Here is a 17320-nt window from a genome sequence, read left to right on the forward strand (position 1 = left end):
TATAGTTCGAGAAATACCCAAAAGAGCTGCCCGCAGGGAGGCAGCTCTTTCTTTATACAGCTTTAAGTTGGGGTTCTGCTGTCTGAAACTGTGCATTATACAGATCGGCATAGAAGCCATCCTGACGCATCAAGTCATCATGGTTCCCTGTTTCGATCACATCACCATGGTTCATCACGATGATTTTATCTGCATCTCTGATCGTAGACAGTCGGTGAGCCACGACAAAACTTGTTCTGCTTTCAAGAAGTTTACCCATAGCGCGCTGAATCAATATCTCGGTTCGTGTATCTACTGAAGAGGTCGCTTCATCCAGAATAAGAATCTCGGGATCAGCAAGGAATGCACGAGCAATCGTGATCAGCTGCCTTTGTCCCTGGGAAATATTCGTTCCTTCTTCATTCAATATGGTATCGTAGCCATCCGGCAGACGTCTGACGAATTCATCCACGTGAGCTGCTTTGGCTGCTTCCAGGATCGTTTCTTCACTTGGTTCTTCATCATGACTTCCGTACTTAAGATTGTCCCATATCGTTCCGTTGAACAGCCACGTATCCTGAAGCACCATGGAGAACTTGCTTCGCAGTTCATTCCGGTCTAAATCTCTCGTATCCACGCCTTCATAGCGGATACTTCCACCTTTGACATCATAAAAGCGTTCTAAAAGGTTGATCAGTGTGGATTTTCCTGCTCCAGTCGGACCGACAACAGCAATCATTTCTCCTTCTTTGACGGTTAGATTGAAGTCTGTCATCAGCAAGTCGTCATCTTCATATCCAAATTGAACATGATCAAATTCCACCTTATAAGGCGAGGTCTCTTTCGGTTCCAAGTCCGAATGTGTTTCTTTCATCGGTTCTTCATCCAGCACTTCAAAAACGCGCTCACATGAGGCAATCGTGACCTGAATGGTGTTCGCCAGGTTGGCGATTTGTCTGACGGGTTGAGAGAACTGGTTGACGTACTGAATGAAAGCCTGAACGTTACCTAAAGAGACGGTCCCGTTAGCGACACCGATACCACCAACAATGGCGACACCAAAGTAGCCTAAATCGCGTGAGAAGCTGACTAAAGGCATCATGATCCCAGTCAGGAACTGGGCTTTCCAGGAAGCATCGTTCAGCTTGGCGCTCTGTTTCACGAATTTTTCAATTTCCTCTTCTTCTCTATTATAGGTTTTCACGATCGTATGGCCTGAATACGTTTCTTCCACCTGGTCATTAAGTATGCCCAGCTCTTTCTGCTGAAGACCAAACTGTTTCTGTGACTTAGGTGCAACATAAGCTATAAGCAGGAAACTGATCGGTACTGTCACGATAGTTACGAGTGAAAGTCTTATATCGATGGCGAACATGATCACGAGAACAGTGACGAACTGAACCACACTTAAAATAAACTGAGTCAGGGACTGCTGCAGTGTGTTAGCGATCTGATCCATGTCATTGACCGCCCGGGACATGATATCTCCATTAGAGTGCGTGTCGTAATAACGTATAGGCAAGGTCGCCATCTTTTCTTTCAAATCTTTACGCATATCGTAGACGGTCTTTTGAGCAATACGTGCAGTAATAAACTGCTGAAAATAACGGAATACAGCTTCGACAATATACACCACTGCAACAATAAGCAGGATATTCCGTATCAAATCAAAATCGATCGGATTCGCTGCGCCTTCTTGAACCCCCCGATATATTTCAGTGGTTGCCTGCCCCAGAATGTAAGGAGCCAGAGTCGCCATGATCGTCGAAGCAATAACCATCAGTAACGTGGCCGCTAAGGCCCAGGAACGAGTGGACATATACTTAACGAGTCTTCGTGTCGTGCCCCAGAAGTCTTTAGCTTTTTTTGCTTTTAAATGGGCGGCATTCTTTTCTCCGTTTTTCATTAAATGTCCTCTCCTTTCAGCTGAGATTCCATGATTTCCTGATACACTTTGTTCGTTCTTTTCAGTTCTTCATGAGTACCTTTTCCGGCTATTTGCCCTTTATCCAGTACAATGATCTCATCGGCATCCACTACCGTGCTGATACGCTGTGCGATGATCACGACGGCGACATCCTCTGTTTCAGGTGCCAGGGCAGCGCGAAGCTTGGCATCTGTTTTAAAATCAAGGGCCGAAAATGAATCATCAAAGACCAGGATATCTGCCTCAGTTACGAGTGCTCTAGCTATGCTCAATCGCTGTCTCTGACCACCTGAGAAGTTGCCCCCTCCTTGTTCAACGCGTGAGTCCAGACCTTCAGGCAAGCCTGACACAAAGTCTTTTCCTTGAGCAATATCCAAAGCATGCCAGATTTCTTCATCGGTCGCATCCGGTTTCCCATACCTTAAGTTATCCCGGATCGTCCCGGAAAACAGCACAGCTTTTTGAGGAGCAAAACCGATAAGCTGACGGATTTCTCCTTGTTCAACGTCTCTTATATCTGTCCCGTTGATCTCTACCGCGCCACTTTCCACATCATAAAGACGGGGGATCAAATTTGCCAGAGTCGATTTACCGGACCCTGTTCCGCCGATGACAGCCAGTCGTTTGCCTTTCTTCAGGGTGAAATCGATATCTTTGAGCGCTAATTTCTCGGCTCCAGTATACCGATAGTTTACATGATTGAACCGCAGCGATGCATCCTGACCTTTATCTAAATGAGTGGGATGGGTAGGATCTTTGATGATATTAGGTGTATCAAGCACCTCTATAATACGCGCAGCAGCGATCTGTCCTCTGGGAAGGAAAAACAGGACCATCGATACCATGAAGACACCGATCAGTATCTGCATCGCATAAGTCATGAAGGCAACCAGATTCCCCACCTGCATATCTCCGGCACTGATGAACTGAGCTCCAAACCAGATGATCATGATATTCGTAACACTTACGGCAAATATCATTGAAGGCATCATGAATGCCAGTCGCGTATAGGCCTGGATCGAGGTAGAGGCAAAATCCCAGTTTGCTTCATCAAAGCGTTCTTTTTCATAGTCATCTTTGTTGAAGGCACGGATCACGCGGATCCCCGTCAGCCCCTCACGAAAGACTTTATTCAATCGGTCTGTTTTCAACTGCATGGATTTAAAAATCGGCCCCGTAGACTTTAGTATGATAAAAAGGAGCAACCCTAATATCGGAATGGATATCAGGAAGACGAATGCCAGCTGCGGTTCTCTGATATAAGCCATGATGCCTGCGCCGATGACAAGGAAAGGCGCCAGCATCATCATCCGAAGGACCATCATCATGACAAACTGGATCTGCATGACATCGTTCGTTGTTCGTGTGATCAGTGTAGATGTACCGAATTTGTCTATTTCCTCATTGGTGAAGTATGCCACCATCGTATAAATTTTTCTCCGTATCTTGTCACCGAGACCCTGTGATTCTTTGGCTGCAAAATACACATTGATCAAGGCGGAAACAATAGTGATCAATGTAAATCCGAGCATGATCATACCTGTCCGTATAATATAATCGATATCTCCTTCAGCCACACCATAATCGATGATATTGGCCGTGAATGTCGGCATCGCCAGCATCCCGATAACTTGTACAGCCAGAAATACCAGTCTGATAAAAATACGCCCGGGGTTCATCCATTTTCCTAATCTAATCATATGTTACCTCTTCCTCTTCCGGAACGGCGATACCATAGGTGATCCATTCCAATCGTTTTAAAAATAACTCCTGTGTTTCATTGACTGTCAGTTCTTTCCAGAACCCTTCCATGATCGTGTCATTCAACATACTCAAAATATACCTGAGAATATCGATCAGCTCATTTTCAGACGTCAATTTCAGATTGTCTCTTTTCACAACATCGACAATGCGCTTGCCGTCAGGCAGTTTTTGAGATTTGGTTTCTTTGAAATCGACGCGTGCTTCCTGATTGATCTGATAGTTCATATGCAGATACATATTCTCAAAAAAACCGAACTTTTCAGACTCCATGATGTACTTGATGTATTTCTCGCTGAAGAGCCTGTACCCTTCGTGAAAATCTCCATCTTTTTCCTGGAAACTTTTCAGCATCAAGTTACGATAGTTGTAACGGAATTTCCCGATCAGAAAGAAATACAAATCTTTTTTATCTTCGAAATACTGATAAAAACTTCCTCTTGATATTTGCGAATTTTTGACAATATTAGAGATCGAAGCCTCATTCAGTGATTTGGCTGAAAACTCCTTCATAGCTCCGGCGATCAATCGTTTCTTCTTTTCTTCCGGCAAATTAAAAAATGTTTGTGTCGGCAATTCATAACCTCCTAAGACCTAATGGAAATGACAAGATGTCATATTATATTATTATATGTGACAACCTGTCATGATGCAAGGGCATATTAAAAAAAATACATCTTAGTTCACGTTGGTCAGAACTAAGATGTACATCTATTCTGTTGTTTCAACAACCTCATCTGATACCTCAGGGGTCACTTCTTCTTCATAAAGTTCAGACTGTTTCTTGTACCATTCAAAAAGCATCGATACGATGATTTTTATGATGGCATAACCAGGGATTCCAAAAACAACACCCATGAGCCCAAACAGTCTCCCGGCAACAAGGAGGAGAAAAATAATGTTCACCGGATGTATCTTCAGAGAATTGCCGAGTATCTGTGGAGAAATCACACGGCCCTCCAGCAGCTGCTCAACGCCGAAAACAATGAGGACTTTAAACAGCATGAATGGTGAATCCACCACAGCGATGATCAGTGCGGGGATGGTCGCAATAAATGAACCCAAATAAGGGATGAGATTTAGAAAACCTGCAAATATGCCTAAGGTCAAGGCGAAATCCAATCCGACGATCGAAAAACCGATGTAAAACATGAAGCCCACGAAGATAGCGACGATCAGTTGCCCTCTAACATAATAACTGATCTGCCGGTTGATATCTGTCATCAGTTTGTTTACTGTCGGTCGTGCTTTCGTTGGAATAAATCGGGAAATTCTATAAGGAATCTTTTCCCCGTCTTTAAGCAGGTAAAAGAGCACAAACGGCATGGTAAACAGCGTAATGAACACACGTGTGATCGTACCGATGACACTGCCGATACCACCGACTGTGGCGTTTAAAACTGAGGAAACCTGTTCTGTCAGTGTTTCAATAAAAGATGTGTCTTCTGTCTGATTCACAAAAACAGATAAAACTTCTATATTCAGCAGACTTTCAACTTGCCCGATAAAATTGCTCCAGTATTCCGGCCATATTTCTATGAGCGAAGCCACTTGTCTTTGGATGATGGGAACGATGTAATTCATTCCACCAATGATGATAAGAATGACGATACTGAATACAAAAGCAATGGCCGTATTTCTGGAAAAACGCCTCTGCTCCAGCCAGTCGACCAGCGGTGTGAGAAGATAATAAAAAATAACGGCGAAAATAATCGGCGGACCGATAATGCTGAAAGCTATTTCGATCGGTTCAAATATATAGGAGATACGGGCAATCATGTATATATTCAACGCCATTAGAAATATGATAAGCAGTATGGTCACAAATTTATTGTCTATGATCTGCTTCCAGAACCAGGTGTTATGCCATCTTCTGGAGTGGTCGTTCTTTTCTTCAGTGTTCAAGTCTTTCACCCACTTCCTGCTCGTTATTTACATTTTAGCATACACCTTTGCTGAAAAGGTACACATATACATTTATCCATCCCAAGTCACGCTCTCTTTGTATCCGTCTTCTGAAATCTGTTATACTATTGAAGTGAATACAATCGATTTCAGGAGGAATGCACTATGACTCAGAAAATTATGCTGGGCACATATACGAAAAGAACAAGCAAAGGAATCTACAGTATAGAATTAGATGAACAGAAAAAACAGCTGACCGACTTGAAAGAAGAAGTGAACGTCGAAAGTCCGACTTATCTTGCCGGAAATGAAGACTACAGCCTGCTTTTTTCTATTGCCAAGTCAGCGGACGGAAAAGGCGGCATCAAGTCATTTAGTCGTCAGGCTGGAGCAGAGACATATACAGAAGTGGACAGTGCCTTTGAAGAAGGTGCCCCGCCCTGCTATATAGCTTACGATCAGTCCAGGAATCTCGTCTATACCGCAAACTATCATAAAGGGGAAGTAGCTGTTTACCAGACTTCTGAAAAAGGTGACCTGTCTTTTGTCGATAAACATACGCACACCGGGAAATCGGTTCACGACAATCAGCAGTCTCCTCATGCCCATTATTTTGATTTGACGCCTGACGGTCAGTTCCTGATCGCCTGTGATCTTGGCACTGATGAAGTGATCATGTATACATTAGACGAAGAGCATAAACTGGCGGTGAGTGATGTGATTTCTGTCTCACCCGGGACCGGGCCAAGGCATGTGGTCTTTCATCCGAATAACCGCTTTGCCTATGTTTTCGGAGAGTTGAGCAGTGATGTCATCGTCTTTAGTTACAACAGTCAAAATGGAACATTGAGCCCGATCCAGACGATTTCAACCATACCTAAAGAACACGAATCATTCAATGGTGGAGCAGCGATCCGTGTTTCTTCTGACGGCAAATTCGTTTATGCATCTAATCGCGGACATGATTCCATCGTCATTTATGAAGTAGCTGAAGACGGCACCTTATCACTGGTCAATTATACACCGACTGAAGGTGAGACCCCGCGTGATTTCAATCTGGATCCTACTGAACGATTCGTTGTGGTCGGCCATCAGGATTCAGATAATCTGACATTATTTGAACGAAATAAAAAAGACGGGAAATTGACACTACTACAGAAAGACATCTTCGCCCCTGAAGTCATCTGCGTAAAATTTCCATCTTGATCCACTGTCTATAACTATTATGTACTAAAGGAGAGCCTATGCATCATTTTAAAACAGATGACTTATCACCGAAACAGCAATATAAATTTCTGACAGGAAGCATCATTCCTCGTCCTATTGCCTGGATCACATCACTTAATCAAGCTGCCGGCATCGTAAACTTAGCCCCTTTCAGCTTTTTCAGTGTGGCATCCAATCAGATCCCGTTGCTTTCTGTTTCGATTTTAAGAACCAACCAAAAATCTAAAGATACAGCCGATAATATATTAAATCAGAAAGAAGCTGTTATTCATATCGTCAGCAGACCGCTGACAGAAAATATGAATGAAACATCAGCACCGCTCCCGCCTGACGAGAGTGAGCTTGACCGCACTGATTTGCATTTAGTAAAAAGCACTACAGTCGATGTACCTGCCGTCAAGGAAGCGCTGGTCCGCTTCGAAACTGTGCTGTATCAGCATATCCCTATAAAAAACGAGACAGACGAAATCATCACGGATCACTTTTTGCTGAAAGTGACGGATTTCCATTTCGATGAAAAGGTCTTAGATACTGACAGAGATTATATTCTAGCTGACAAGCTTGAACCGATGGCCCGTTTATCGGGTTTGGATTACGCTGCTTTAGGTGAGATCATTTCTATGGTTCGTCCCACGAGCTGAATAAGTAAAAAAGCGTGGCTGGAAGATCCAGCTACGCTTTTTGATTGTTGGATTATTTTGAAGTCACTGTACCGATCTCAGTTCCTCTGGTTGTATCTCCGGTTGTATCTAATGAGTAATCATCCACTTGATCCATGTTCGTAAAGACGACGATCACCGTTTCTTTTTTGCCGGCTTCTTTCAGCCCTGCAAGATCGACGGTTGAGATTTTCGTTTCAGAAGTCACTGTATCGCCTTCTTTCACTAAAGTATCGAACGGTCCGCCTTCAAGTTCAACAGTATCGATACCGATGTGCACGAGCACTTCCACACCATTATCCATTTCCAGTCCGACCGCATGCTGGGTAGGAAACACACTTACGACTTTTCCGGAGCCGGGAGCGTACACGTCACCATCACTAGGATCGACGCCGAAACCGTCCCCCATCATTTTTTGAGAAAAGACTGGATCCTCCACTTCTTCGATCGGAATAACCTTACCATTGACCGGACTAGTCAATATTACTTTTGGATCTTTTTCTTCATTTCCTTTACCTTTCAGAAAATCAAACATGCCCATATTTCTCCCTACTTTCTTTTGTACTTATTATAGTTTTATTCATGAGTATCTTAATATTAATAATAGCATACTCAGTCCGTTTTCTGAACCAAAATGATTTTTACATTAAAATATGCATTACATCTGGCATTTTATTCTTAAGTTCGATATTATAAGAAAGCGAATAATTAAACTGAAGGAGATAATTACGTGTTTATAGAAATTATTAAATCAATCATTTTAGGCATTGTTCAGGGGATTACCGAGTGGCTCCCCATCAGCAGCACAGGCCACATGATTCTGGTAGACGAGTTTCTGGTCCTGAATACCAGTGAAGCGTTTAAAGAAATGTTTTTGGTCGTCATTCAGCTGGCCTCCATACTGGCTGTCATCATCATCTTTTTCAAGAAACTAAATCCTTTCGACAGAGATAAAAGTGAGAATGAGAAAAAGGAAACTTGGCATATCTGGCTGAAAGTGATCATCGGGGTCATTCCTGCCGGTGTCTTCGGCCTACTGTTCGAAGATACGATCAATGATGTGTTTTATAACTGGCAGACCGTATCTGTTGCCCTGATCGTTTACGGTATTGCTTTCATTGTTATTGAAAAGATGAATGAAGGTAAAAAACCGAAAATCGCGACTTGGGAACAACTCACTTATAGAATCGCCTTGATGATCGGCTTCTTTCAGGTCCTGGCTCTTATACCAGGCACATCAAGGTCCGGAGCTACGATCGTCGGAGCGATACTCATCGGAACGGCCAGACCCATCGCAGCAGAGTATTCGTTCTTCCTTTCGATCCCTGTCATGCTGGGAGCCAGTTTACTGAAACTTCTCGGTTTCGGCTTCAGTTTCACACCTGAAGAACTGATCATCTTACTCGTTGGCTGTCTGTTCTCATTCGTTGTTTCGATTTTTGCGATTAAATTCCTGATGAATTACATCAGAAAAAACGATTTCAGTTCATTCGGCTGGTACCGGATCGTCATCGGTTTTGTCGTTATCGGCTATTTTGCCCTGATAGGTTAGTGAAAAGATACAGTAAAGAAGAGGCTGGGAGCTTTCCCAGCCTCTTCTTTCATTTCTAATGTCTTTTTTAGTAACCAAAGTATTTTACCGCTTGATTTCTTTGAAACACGTTCTAAAAGCATATCGTTATTAACATTGCTTCACTACTGCTTTCCTAACCAGTTCTGACGGCCCGCTCTCGGGAAGTGGTCGCAATGCTGCTTTTGTGACCAGTTCTGAAGGTGCTAGGACAGGAACTAATACCTATCTTCCTTTTCGGACACATTATGAACAGCTGGAGTCCATGAGGGGTTCCCGTTTCCATTGTGAAACGACTTCTACCACAATGATACAGAGAAAGATTTTCCTGTCACACACACTATAGAGTCTTTTTCTCTGTAGAACAGTCTACCCAGAAGTGACCGATCGATATCTACAGCAGAACTTTATTGAATCCTTTTAGATCATTAATAAAAGCCGGGATTATCATCCCGGCTTTTACACTTATCATATCAAGAAATACGTGGCAAGGAGTGTGAGCATAAACAACCCACTGACTAGCCATTGAACAGGCGTCAGCTGCTCTTTTTTGCCGACAGTGATCTGAACTAATGGATAGGCGATAAAGCCGTAAGCCATTCCTTCAACAATACTCCCAGTTAACGGAATGAGTACGATGATCAACACAAGAGGGAGCCACTCCAGGCCTTTACCCACTTGGATAGATCTCGCTGTGAAAGCCATGGATGCCCCGGTCGCAACGATAACGGGACCGACTGCTTCTGACGGAATATATGATAAGAAAGGTGTAAAAACCAGAGCCAGAAGAAACATCATTCCTGTGGTCATGGCTGTTAATCCCGTTCTGCCACCTTCTGCAATTCCGGCCCCGCTTTCTGCAACAGGAATAGCCGGACTTGTTCCAAGCAGCCCAGACAGAAGGCTTGCTATCGCTCCGACTTTATACGCTTTCAGACTTCTTTTCTGATCGGATAAGAAAGCTTCGATCATCCCGATGGTTTCAAACATCAAAAGCATCGTCAGTGAAAACACACCAAGCAGGAATTCAACAGATAGTATCTGACTGAAATCGATAGCTGTGACAAGTTCTCCAAAATTAAAGAGAGGCTCCAGATCAAAGGATACCGGCTCAAAAGAATCAAAGTAAATCGCCCAGTACAGCAAAGTGGTAAACAGGATCGTATACAGGAATCCGCCTTTGACATTGAAGCGTTTGATCAGCAAAACAAAGATCAGGCCGATTATTCCGACTGTATTCCACCGAAGGCCCCCCTCGATAAAAACTCCCATATTCTCAAATCCGATCAGCATCAGAAACAATCCGATCCCTACTGTGATGGACTGTTTCAGTACCGTCGGAATAGACTGACTGACTTTACTCATTACTCCAACCAAAGCAAGCAGTGTGAAAATCACCCCGGAGACGACCACTACCCCAAGACTCGATTGCCAGGTCAGACCTATTGCAGCTACCAAGGTAAAAGTGAAGAATGCATTTTCGCCCATACCCGGTGCCATAGCTAAGGGAGCGTTTGCAAACCAGCCCATCAGAAAACTGCCGATAGCAGAAATGAAGATTGTGGAAAAAACACTGTATTCGCTGGGGACCCCTGCCTGTCCAAGGATCATGGGATTAACGAACAAGACATAAGAAATGGAGAAAAATGTAACGAGTCCAGCTAATATTTCCTGTCTGACTGTTGTCTTATTATCCATTAAATCAAAGCGTTTAAACATTAAATCTAGCCTCTTTCTATTTTTTTTGACAGCACTATTCAGTTTAACAAGATTCTACTTAAATGAAAAGAAGAACTTGTCCCCAAAAAAGAGACAAGTTCTTATGATCAGTTAAGCTATCGGTTCGTCTAAAGGTTTAACACTACGCCCTTGCTTGCTGAACTGTTTCGCTTTCCAGATATCATCTGCATAGCGTTTAATCGTGTAGTCAGCTGAGAACGGTGCAGAAGAAGCAATATTCAGAAGAGACTTGCGTGTCCATTCTTTTTCATTTTTATATAACTCATCCACTTTTTTGTGCGCTTTTACATATGAATCAAAATCTTTTAATACAAAGTATTCATCATTGTAATTAACTAATGAATCAAAAATCGCATAGCCTTCGTCTTGAAGACCAGGGATCGTCCCATTCGTCAAGGCGTCCAGCGTACGTCTCAGTTTGTCGTCCGACTCATAAATTTCTCTGGCATTGTAGTTGCCTGCTGCCTTTAATTCGTATACTTCTTTACTGGACAGACCGAATATGAACATATTCTCTTCCCCGACAAAATCTTTGATTTCGATATTGGCCCCGTCCAGCGTGGCCAAGGTCAATGCGCCATTAGCCATCAGTTTCATATTGCTTGTTCCTGAGGCTTCCATGCTGGCAAGCGAAATCTGTTCACTGATGTCCGCAGCCGGAATGATTTTTTCCGCCAGTGAGACGCCATAGTTCTCAAAGAAAACGACTTTTAGCTTGTCTCCGACATCCGGATCATTATTCACCAGCCTGGCCAGTGAATTAATGACTTTGATGATCTGTTTAGCATAAATATAGCTCGGTGCCGCTTTAGCTCCGAAAATAAAGACACGCGGGACGAAATCTACTGAAGGATTCTCTTTGATTTCCAGATACCGGTAGAGAATGTGGAGCATATTCAAGTGCTGACGTTTATAGGCATGCAGTCGTTTGATCTGTACATCGAAGATGGCTTTCGGATCGACTTTGATTCCCTGTACTTCTTCAATATAGTCAGCTAAACGCTGTTTATTCTCCAATTTGATCTCGGCCAGTTTCTGCAGGGTTTGCTTATCCTTTTCAAACCCTTTGAAAACTTTCAGTTCTGAAGGTTTTTTCTTCCAGTCTTCCCCAACTTTTTTGTCAATAAGCTTAGTCAATCCCGGGTTGGATAAATGGACCCATCGGCGTTGTGTGATCCCGTTCGTTTTATTATTGAATCGTTCCGGGTAAAGCTGAAAGAAGTCTTTCAAGACATCATTCATCAAAATCTCAGTATGAAGTTTTGCCACACCGTTCACACTATGACTGCCAATAACAGCCAAGTGAGCCATATTGACCACACCATTCTGCAGGATAGCTGTCTGCCAGGTGAGCCGTTCACCATAAATAGGCAGCGTTGTTTCTACGAAGCGACGATTGATTTCTTCAATGATCATATAAATACGGGGAAGTAATTCCTTCATCATATCTATCGGCCATTTCTCCAGCGCTTCTCTCAAAATAGTATGATTGGTATAACTGCAGGTCTTGAACGTGATCTCCCATGCCTGTTCCCAGGATAAATGTTCTTCATCCAGTAAAATACGCATCATTTCCGGAATAACCAAAGCCGGATGAGTGTCATTGATATGGATAGCTACTTTGTCCGGGATATTTTTCCTCGGCAGATTGTATTTTCTGTAGTGGCGCAGAATCGACTGGACACCAGCTGACACCATGAAATATTCCTGTTTCAGTCTTAACAGACGGCCTTCGTAATTAGAATCATCTGGATACAGGACCTGTGTGATTTCTTTGATCGGTTCCGTTGCTTCCAGAGTATGATAATTTTCCTCTTCATCAACAGGAATCTCTGCTGACCAGAGTCTTAAATTATTTACGACGTCATTTCTGTAGCCCACCATAGGTGTATCATAAGGAACAGCCAGGACATTTAATGTGTTCTCATATTTCGTCTCCATAAATCCCAGATGATTTTTCTCGAGCCATACATTACCGCCAAATCTGACCATACAGGTGGATTTGTCGTTGCGTGTCTCCCAGACGTTTCTGTGACGCAGCCAGTTTTCAGGAAGTTCGACTTGATAGCCATCTACGAATTTCTGTCTGAAAAGGCCGTACTGATATCGGATTCCATTGCCGTTTCCCGGGATACCTAAGGAGGCTAGCGAATCCATAAAGCAGGAGGCCAGGCGACCCAACCCACCGTTGCCCAGTGCGGGATCTGCTTCTGCTTCTTCTAATTCATCAAATGAAAGGCCCATCTCCTTCAAACCTTTTTTAATGGTATCGAGCAATCCCAAATTATAGGCGTTGCTCTCCAGCTGCCGGCCTGGAAGAAACTCCATGGAAAAGTAAAAGACCTGCTTTACACTATTCTTTACATATTTTTCACGGGTTTCTTTCCAATTCCCGGAGAGCTGATTTTTCACATATAGCCCCAAGGCATTATATAACTGTTCGGTGGATCCTTCTTCATATGAATAAGCATACATACTTTGAAACTGTGCTTTAAAATCTTTTATGAATTGTTTAGTTGTAATTGACATAAGCATTCCTCCATGTGTTGGTAACAAGTATACCCTAAAGGTAAAAATAAAAAAAGATGCTCATAAGGCCCAGGATTTTCACTCTTAGATCAAACGCTTAATAATAACTCATATTATCCATTATCAAAAAAATATTCGTTAATCGTGTAACATTTGATAACCCTATTAATTTTATAGAAAAAGCTCGAACGACCAGCAGGTAACTGGTCGTTCGAGTCTCTATCAGTAAATCAGACATTTGTAATTCTCAATATACTCCAGTGCCGACTTTTCCCAGCTGTTATCCGTCTGCATGGCTCTAATCTGCAGCTTTTTCAAGCTTTCCGGTTTATCGTAGTAAACCGTTAAAGCGCGATCGATAGTATCCAGCATAGTCTGAGTATTAAAATCATAGAAACTGAAACCATTGCCTTCTTCTGACACTGGATTATATGGTTCGATCGTGTCCACTAGACCGCCGACTTCATGAACGATAGGCAGGGTGCCGTACCTCAGCGAGTTTAACTGTGACAAGCCGCACGGCTCGAACTCAGAAGGCATCAGGAAGAAATCGACACCCGCATAGATCCATTGAGCCAATTCACTGTCAAAGTGGATGATCGCCTGACACTTATCCGGATACTTGTCGGTAAAATATCTGAAAGCATCTTCGAAATATGGCTTCCCTGTTCCAAGCAGCACAAATTGTGCATTCCGGTAAGTGAGCAGTTCTTCCATCCCATCAACGATCAGTTGCACACCCTTCTGTTCGTCCAGACGTGTGACCACACCGATCAGGGCGATATCATCTTCTTCAGGCAATCCGACTCTAGCCTGCAGAGCTTTTTTGTTTTTCGCCTTGCCGGTCAAATCTTTAATTGAGAAGTTATAAGGGATCGTCTCATCTGTTTCAGGATCATAGGTATCATAATCGATGCCGTTGAGTATCCCTACCAGTTTGTGACTGACCTTTCTCAAATCATTGTCCAGACCGTAGCCAAATCGAGGCGTTTTGATCTCTTCAGCATAGGTCGGACTAACGGTCGTCACTAAATCTGAATAGTAAAGCGCGCCTTTCAACCAGCAGACCTTATCTCCATATTTCAAACCTTCCTCATGGAAAGCGGCATAGCCGATATTGAAGTAATCAGATAATATATACTGATCATAGACCCCCTGAAAGAGAATGTTGTGGATCGTAACGACCGTCTTGATATCTCTCAAGTCGTTTATCCAGGCATATTTATCTTTGAGTAACACAGGGATCATAGCCGTCTGCCAGTCATTGACATGAAGCACATCTGGAATAAAATCTATTTTCTCCAGCATTTCAATCGCTGCCTGTTGAAAGAAGGCAAAACGTTCGCCGTCATCCCCATAATCATACAATTCAGAACGGTCAAAATAGAAGAGATTATCTATAAAATAATAGGTGACCGAATCTTTGACCAGCTTTTTAATGCCGCAATACTGCTTTCGCCACCCGACTTCCACCGTAAAGTTCATGACATCTTCCAGCTGTGCTTTTGTCTCTTCATCCATTTTCTGAACAAAGTACGGCAGCACAACACGGACATCGTGCCCATTTTCAGATAACTCTTTCGGCAATGCCCCCATGACATCCCCGAGGCCGCCGGTTTTAAAAAAGGGTGCACATTCCGAGGCGGCAAATAATAATTTCATTTTTTTATTCACCTTCCTCTATCGTCCCGTCCTCATAAATGACACTGTCTTTAGCAACAACGATCGGTTCGTCAGGTGTCCCTTCCAGCTTTGCACCTCTCTTGACATACACGTGCTTGTCCAGAATAACATATTTCAGGTGAACATCTTCCTCGATGCATGAATCCTGCATGATGATCGAATCTTCAATATGCGCGTCTTCAGCAATGGTTACTTTTCGGAAAACAAGTGAATTTTCAACTTTCCCGTATACTTCACAGTCATTGGCAAACTGGGCGTTGTTGATCTCAGCATGTTTGCCGTAATATGTGGGTGCTGAGTTTTTCAGCTTTGTGAGCACCGGATTAGAACGATAGAATAAAGAATTGAAATTATCCTCGTTCAGCATGTCCATATTCGCCTGATAATAACTGCCGATGTCTTCGATCACTTTCAGGTAGCCTGTATATTCATAGCCGTAAATATTGTGTTCAGAACCATGACAGTACGTGATGATATGCTTCACGCTGACATCTAAGTTTTCTTTTTTAGCTTTAAATAAATAATTCAAAAAGGCATCTTTACTTAAGATCATCATTTCCATATTCAGAAGGAGTGAGTCATTCGGATCTGTTGTGTCCGTTACAGGGCGAATCCCCTCAATCTTGTCATTATCCTTTTCGCTCATGATCAGTGCAGAATGGATAGAATCTTCACGCACTTCACTTCTTTTGATTTTTTTATAAATGACCGTAGCATCGCTGTCTTTTTTCTCATGAAAACGCAAGAGAGAATCCAGACGAATATTAGACAACATATTCGATCCCATGATCATGACATACTCTGCATGCGAGCGTGACACATAGTGATAGTGGTCATCATAGTAATTCCCTTGATACTGCGGATCTTCGAGTTCTGCTTTAAGATTTATATGAGAGTGAGTGAAAACACCTCCGCCTACGGACGACTCAAGACCCCAAGTGGCTCCGGATCTGATGTGATCATAGAGGGAATGACCGGATCCGGAAATGAACAAGGCGGCAGAAGGCGCTTCAATACTGGATAAACTTGAAAAGGGAAAATCCACCAGCCGATATCTGCAGGCAAAGGGTAATGATGCCACTGGCCGTCTATTTGTCAGCGGCTTAAGGTTTTCGTTCTCTTCTACTAAGTTTAAAATAGGTGCGATTTTAGTTCTCATCTGTATAGCCTCCTACTTCTTCATCATAACCGACAACTTCAATATTATCGTCAGAACCAATGATTTCAGTTCCATCATGGATCTGTGCCCCTTCTCCGATGATGGCTTTTTCGATTTTCACATTTTCTCCAATGACGGCATTAGGCATGACGAACGAGTCTTTGATGGAGGAATTTTTACCTATCTTGACATTGTGAGAAATAATCGAATGAACCACCTCGCCTGAAATATAACAGCCATCTGTGATCATGGAATCTGTCACCTTGGCAGATTCTGTCAAAAACTGTGGTGTCGTATTCGGATTATTTGAATAGACTCGCCAGTTTCTATCTCGAATATCCAGTTCATGTTCAGGATCCAGAAACTCCATATTGGCGCTCCATAAGCTTTCGATCGTTCCGACATCTTTCCAGTACCCTTCAAATGAATAGGCAAAGATCGCTTCATTGTTTCTTAAGTAGGCCGGTATGACATGATGACCGAAATCAGTCAGTTGTCTGTCTTTCGCCTGATTATCCACCAAGTATTTTTTGAGTCTGTCCCAGTTGAAGATGTAGATACCCATTGAAGCCAGATTGGATTTAGGATTCTCCGGTTTCTCCTGGAATTCAATGATCCGGTCTGTCTTATCTGTATTCATGACACCAAATCGTGAAGCATCTTCCCAAGGCACCGGCATGACTCCAACAGTTAATGTTGCCTCCTGTTCTTTGTGATAATCCAGCATTTTCTGATAATCCATTTTATAAATATGATCGCCAGAAAGGATCATTACATACTTAGGATTTTTTTTATCGATAAAGTCGATATTTTGAAAAACAGCGTGGGCCGTACCTTTGAAAAACTTTTCACCTTCCATACTGGAATAAGGCTGAAGGATCGTTGCTTCACCGTTATGTCGATTTAACCCCCAGCTGGATCCATTGCCTACATGATTGTTTAAAATCAACGGCTGATACTGTGTAACAACGCCAACGTCATTCATACCAGAGTTTGCACAGTTGGACAGTGCAAAGTCAATGATACGGTAATTTCCTCCAAAAGGGACAGCTGGCTTAGCGATATGTTTGGTTAACTTTCCTAGTCGTGACCCCTGGCCTCCGGCTAATATCATTGCGACTGTTTCAGTTTTCATTCTATTTCGGAAGTGTCTATTGACCTTCCTTCCCTCCTTATAACTG

At 42.9% G+C, this 17320-nt stretch carries 13 protein-coding genes; 3 read left to right on the plus strand and 10 right to left on the minus strand.

Annotation, left to right across the window (positions count from 1 at the left end; all coding sequences use genetic code 11):
- Positions 1–52: 52 nt before the first annotated feature.
- From BM049_RS05870 to BM049_RS05885, 4 genes are all read right to left on the minus strand, one after another.
- Entirely contained in the window at positions 53–1885 is a 1833-nt protein-coding gene (locus tag BM049_RS05870) for an ABC transporter ATP-binding protein (protein ID WP_091529441.1), read from the minus strand.
- Positions 1885–3606: an ABC transporter ATP-binding protein gene (locus BM049_RS05875; protein ID WP_091529443.1), complete on the minus strand. Its 1722-nt coding sequence runs from the start codon at positions 3604–3606 to the stop codon at positions 1885–1887. The genes BM049_RS05870 and BM049_RS05875 overlap by 1 nt, the downstream gene beginning before the upstream one ends.
- A complete protein-coding gene (locus tag BM049_RS05880; RefSeq protein ID WP_091529445.1) occupies positions 3599–4243 on the minus strand; it encodes a TetR/AcrR family transcriptional regulator in 645 nt (214 codons plus the stop codon). Before BM049_RS05880 ends, BM049_RS05875 begins: the two co-directional genes overlap by 8 nt.
- Positions 4244–4378: 135 nt before the next feature.
- A complete protein-coding gene (locus BM049_RS05885; protein WP_245751874.1) occupies positions 4379–5581 on the minus strand; it encodes an AI-2E family transporter in 1203 nt (400 codons plus the stop codon).
- A gap of 156 nt (positions 5582–5737) precedes the next feature.
- Between BM049_RS05885 and BM049_RS05890 the strand changes: the two genes are divergently transcribed.
- Both BM049_RS05890 and BM049_RS05895 read left to right on the plus strand, forming a co-directional pair.
- Entirely contained in the window at positions 5738–6778 is a 1041-nt protein-coding gene (locus BM049_RS05890) for a lactonase family protein (RefSeq protein WP_091529446.1), read from the plus strand.
- Positions 6779–6816: 38 nt separating this feature from the next.
- A complete protein-coding gene (locus BM049_RS05895) occupies positions 6817–7440 on the plus strand; it encodes a flavin reductase family protein (RefSeq protein WP_091529448.1) in 624 nt (207 codons plus the stop codon).
- 52 nt (positions 7441–7492) lie between these two features.
- On the opposite strand, the gene BM049_RS05900 is transcribed toward BM049_RS05895, so the two are convergent.
- Complete coding sequence (locus BM049_RS05900) at positions 7493–7993, minus strand: PTS sugar transporter subunit IIA (RefSeq protein WP_177188611.1); 501 nt, start codon at positions 7991–7993, stop codon at positions 7493–7495.
- A gap of 195 nt (positions 7994–8188) precedes the next feature.
- Here BM049_RS05900 and BM049_RS05905 point away from each other — a divergent pair, with 195 nt between their 5' ends.
- The gene (locus BM049_RS05905; RefSeq protein WP_091529452.1) at positions 8189–9010 is read left to right on the plus strand and encodes an undecaprenyl-diphosphate phosphatase; all 822 of its coding nucleotides are present in this window, start codon (positions 8189–8191) and stop codon (positions 9008–9010) included.
- A 486-nt stretch (positions 9011–9496) separates the two neighbouring features.
- Here BM049_RS05905 and BM049_RS05910 read toward each other — a convergent pair whose 3' ends face one another.
- The 5 genes from BM049_RS05910 to BM049_RS05930 all read right to left on the minus strand — a co-directional run bounded on the left by BM049_RS05910 (position 9497) and on the right by BM049_RS05930 (position 17274).
- The gene (locus tag BM049_RS05910; RefSeq protein ID WP_091529453.1) at positions 9497–10747 is read right to left on the minus strand and encodes an NCS2 family permease; all 1251 of its coding nucleotides are present in this window, start codon (positions 10745–10747) and stop codon (positions 9497–9499) included.
- 111 nt (positions 10748–10858) lie between these two features.
- Positions 10859–13297: a glycogen/starch/alpha-glucan phosphorylase gene (locus BM049_RS05915; protein ID WP_091529455.1), complete on the minus strand. Its 2439-nt coding sequence runs from the start codon at positions 13295–13297 to the stop codon at positions 10859–10861.
- Between the two features lie 222 nt (positions 13298–13519).
- Entirely contained in the window at positions 13520–14959 is a 1440-nt protein-coding gene (gene glgA, locus BM049_RS05920; RefSeq protein WP_091529457.1) for a glycogen synthase GlgA, read from the minus strand.
- A gap of 4 nt (positions 14960–14963) precedes the next feature.
- Positions 14964–16139 carry a glucose-1-phosphate adenylyltransferase subunit GlgD gene (gene glgD, locus BM049_RS05925; protein WP_091529458.1) on the minus strand — a complete coding sequence of 392 codons (1176 nt, stop codon included), beginning with the start codon at positions 16137–16139 and terminating at the stop codon, positions 14964–14966.
- Entirely contained in the window at positions 16129–17274 is a 1146-nt protein-coding gene (locus BM049_RS05930) for a glucose-1-phosphate adenylyltransferase (RefSeq protein ID WP_091529460.1), read from the minus strand. Before BM049_RS05930 ends, glgD begins: the two co-directional genes overlap by 11 nt.
- Positions 17275–17320 lie beyond the last annotated feature (46 nt).

Origin of the sequence: Alkalibacterium subtropicum, from assembly GCF_900112455.1 — a bacterium.
GTDB classification, from domain to species: domain Bacteria; phylum Bacillota; class Bacilli; order Lactobacillales; family Carnobacteriaceae_A; genus Alkalibacterium; species Alkalibacterium subtropicum.

Bases quoted from the DNA above. Each gene is read 5' to 3' on its own strand.
- BM049_RS05870 (WP_091529441.1), bottom strand. From the start codon at position 1,885: ATGAAAAACGGAGAAAAGAATGCCGCCCATTTAAAAGCAAAAAAAGCT.
- BM049_RS05875 (WP_091529443.1), bottom strand. From the start codon at position 3,606: ATGATTAGATTAGGAAAATGGATGAACCCCGGGCGTATTTTTATCAGA.
- BM049_RS05890 (WP_091529446.1), top strand. From the start codon at position 5,738: ATGACTCAGAAAATTATGCTGGGCACATATACGAAAAGAACAAGCAAA.
- BM049_RS05895 (WP_091529448.1), top strand. From the start codon at position 6,817: ATGCATCATTTTAAAACAGATGACTTATCACCGAAACAGCAATATAAA.
- BM049_RS05900 (WP_177188611.1), bottom strand. From the start codon at position 7,993: ATGTTTGATTTTCTGAAAGGTAAAGGAAATGAAGAAAAAGATCCAAAA.
- BM049_RS05910 (WP_091529453.1), bottom strand. From the start codon at position 10,747: ATGTTTAAACGCTTTGATTTAATGGATAATAAGACAACAGTCAGACAG.
- BM049_RS05915 (WP_091529455.1), bottom strand. From the start codon at position 13,297: ATGTCAATTACAACTAAACAATTCATAAAAGATTTTAAAGCACAGTTT.
- glgA (WP_091529457.1), bottom strand. From the start codon at position 14,959: ATGAAATTATTATTTGCCGCCTCGGAATGTGCACCCTTTTTTAAAACC.
- glgD (WP_091529458.1), bottom strand. From the start codon at position 16,139: ATGAGAACTAAAATCGCACCTATTTTAAACTTAGTAGAAGAGAACGAA.
- BM049_RS05930 (WP_091529460.1), bottom strand. From the start codon at position 17,274: ATGAAAACTGAAACAGTCGCAATGATATTAGCCGGAGGCCAGGGGTCA.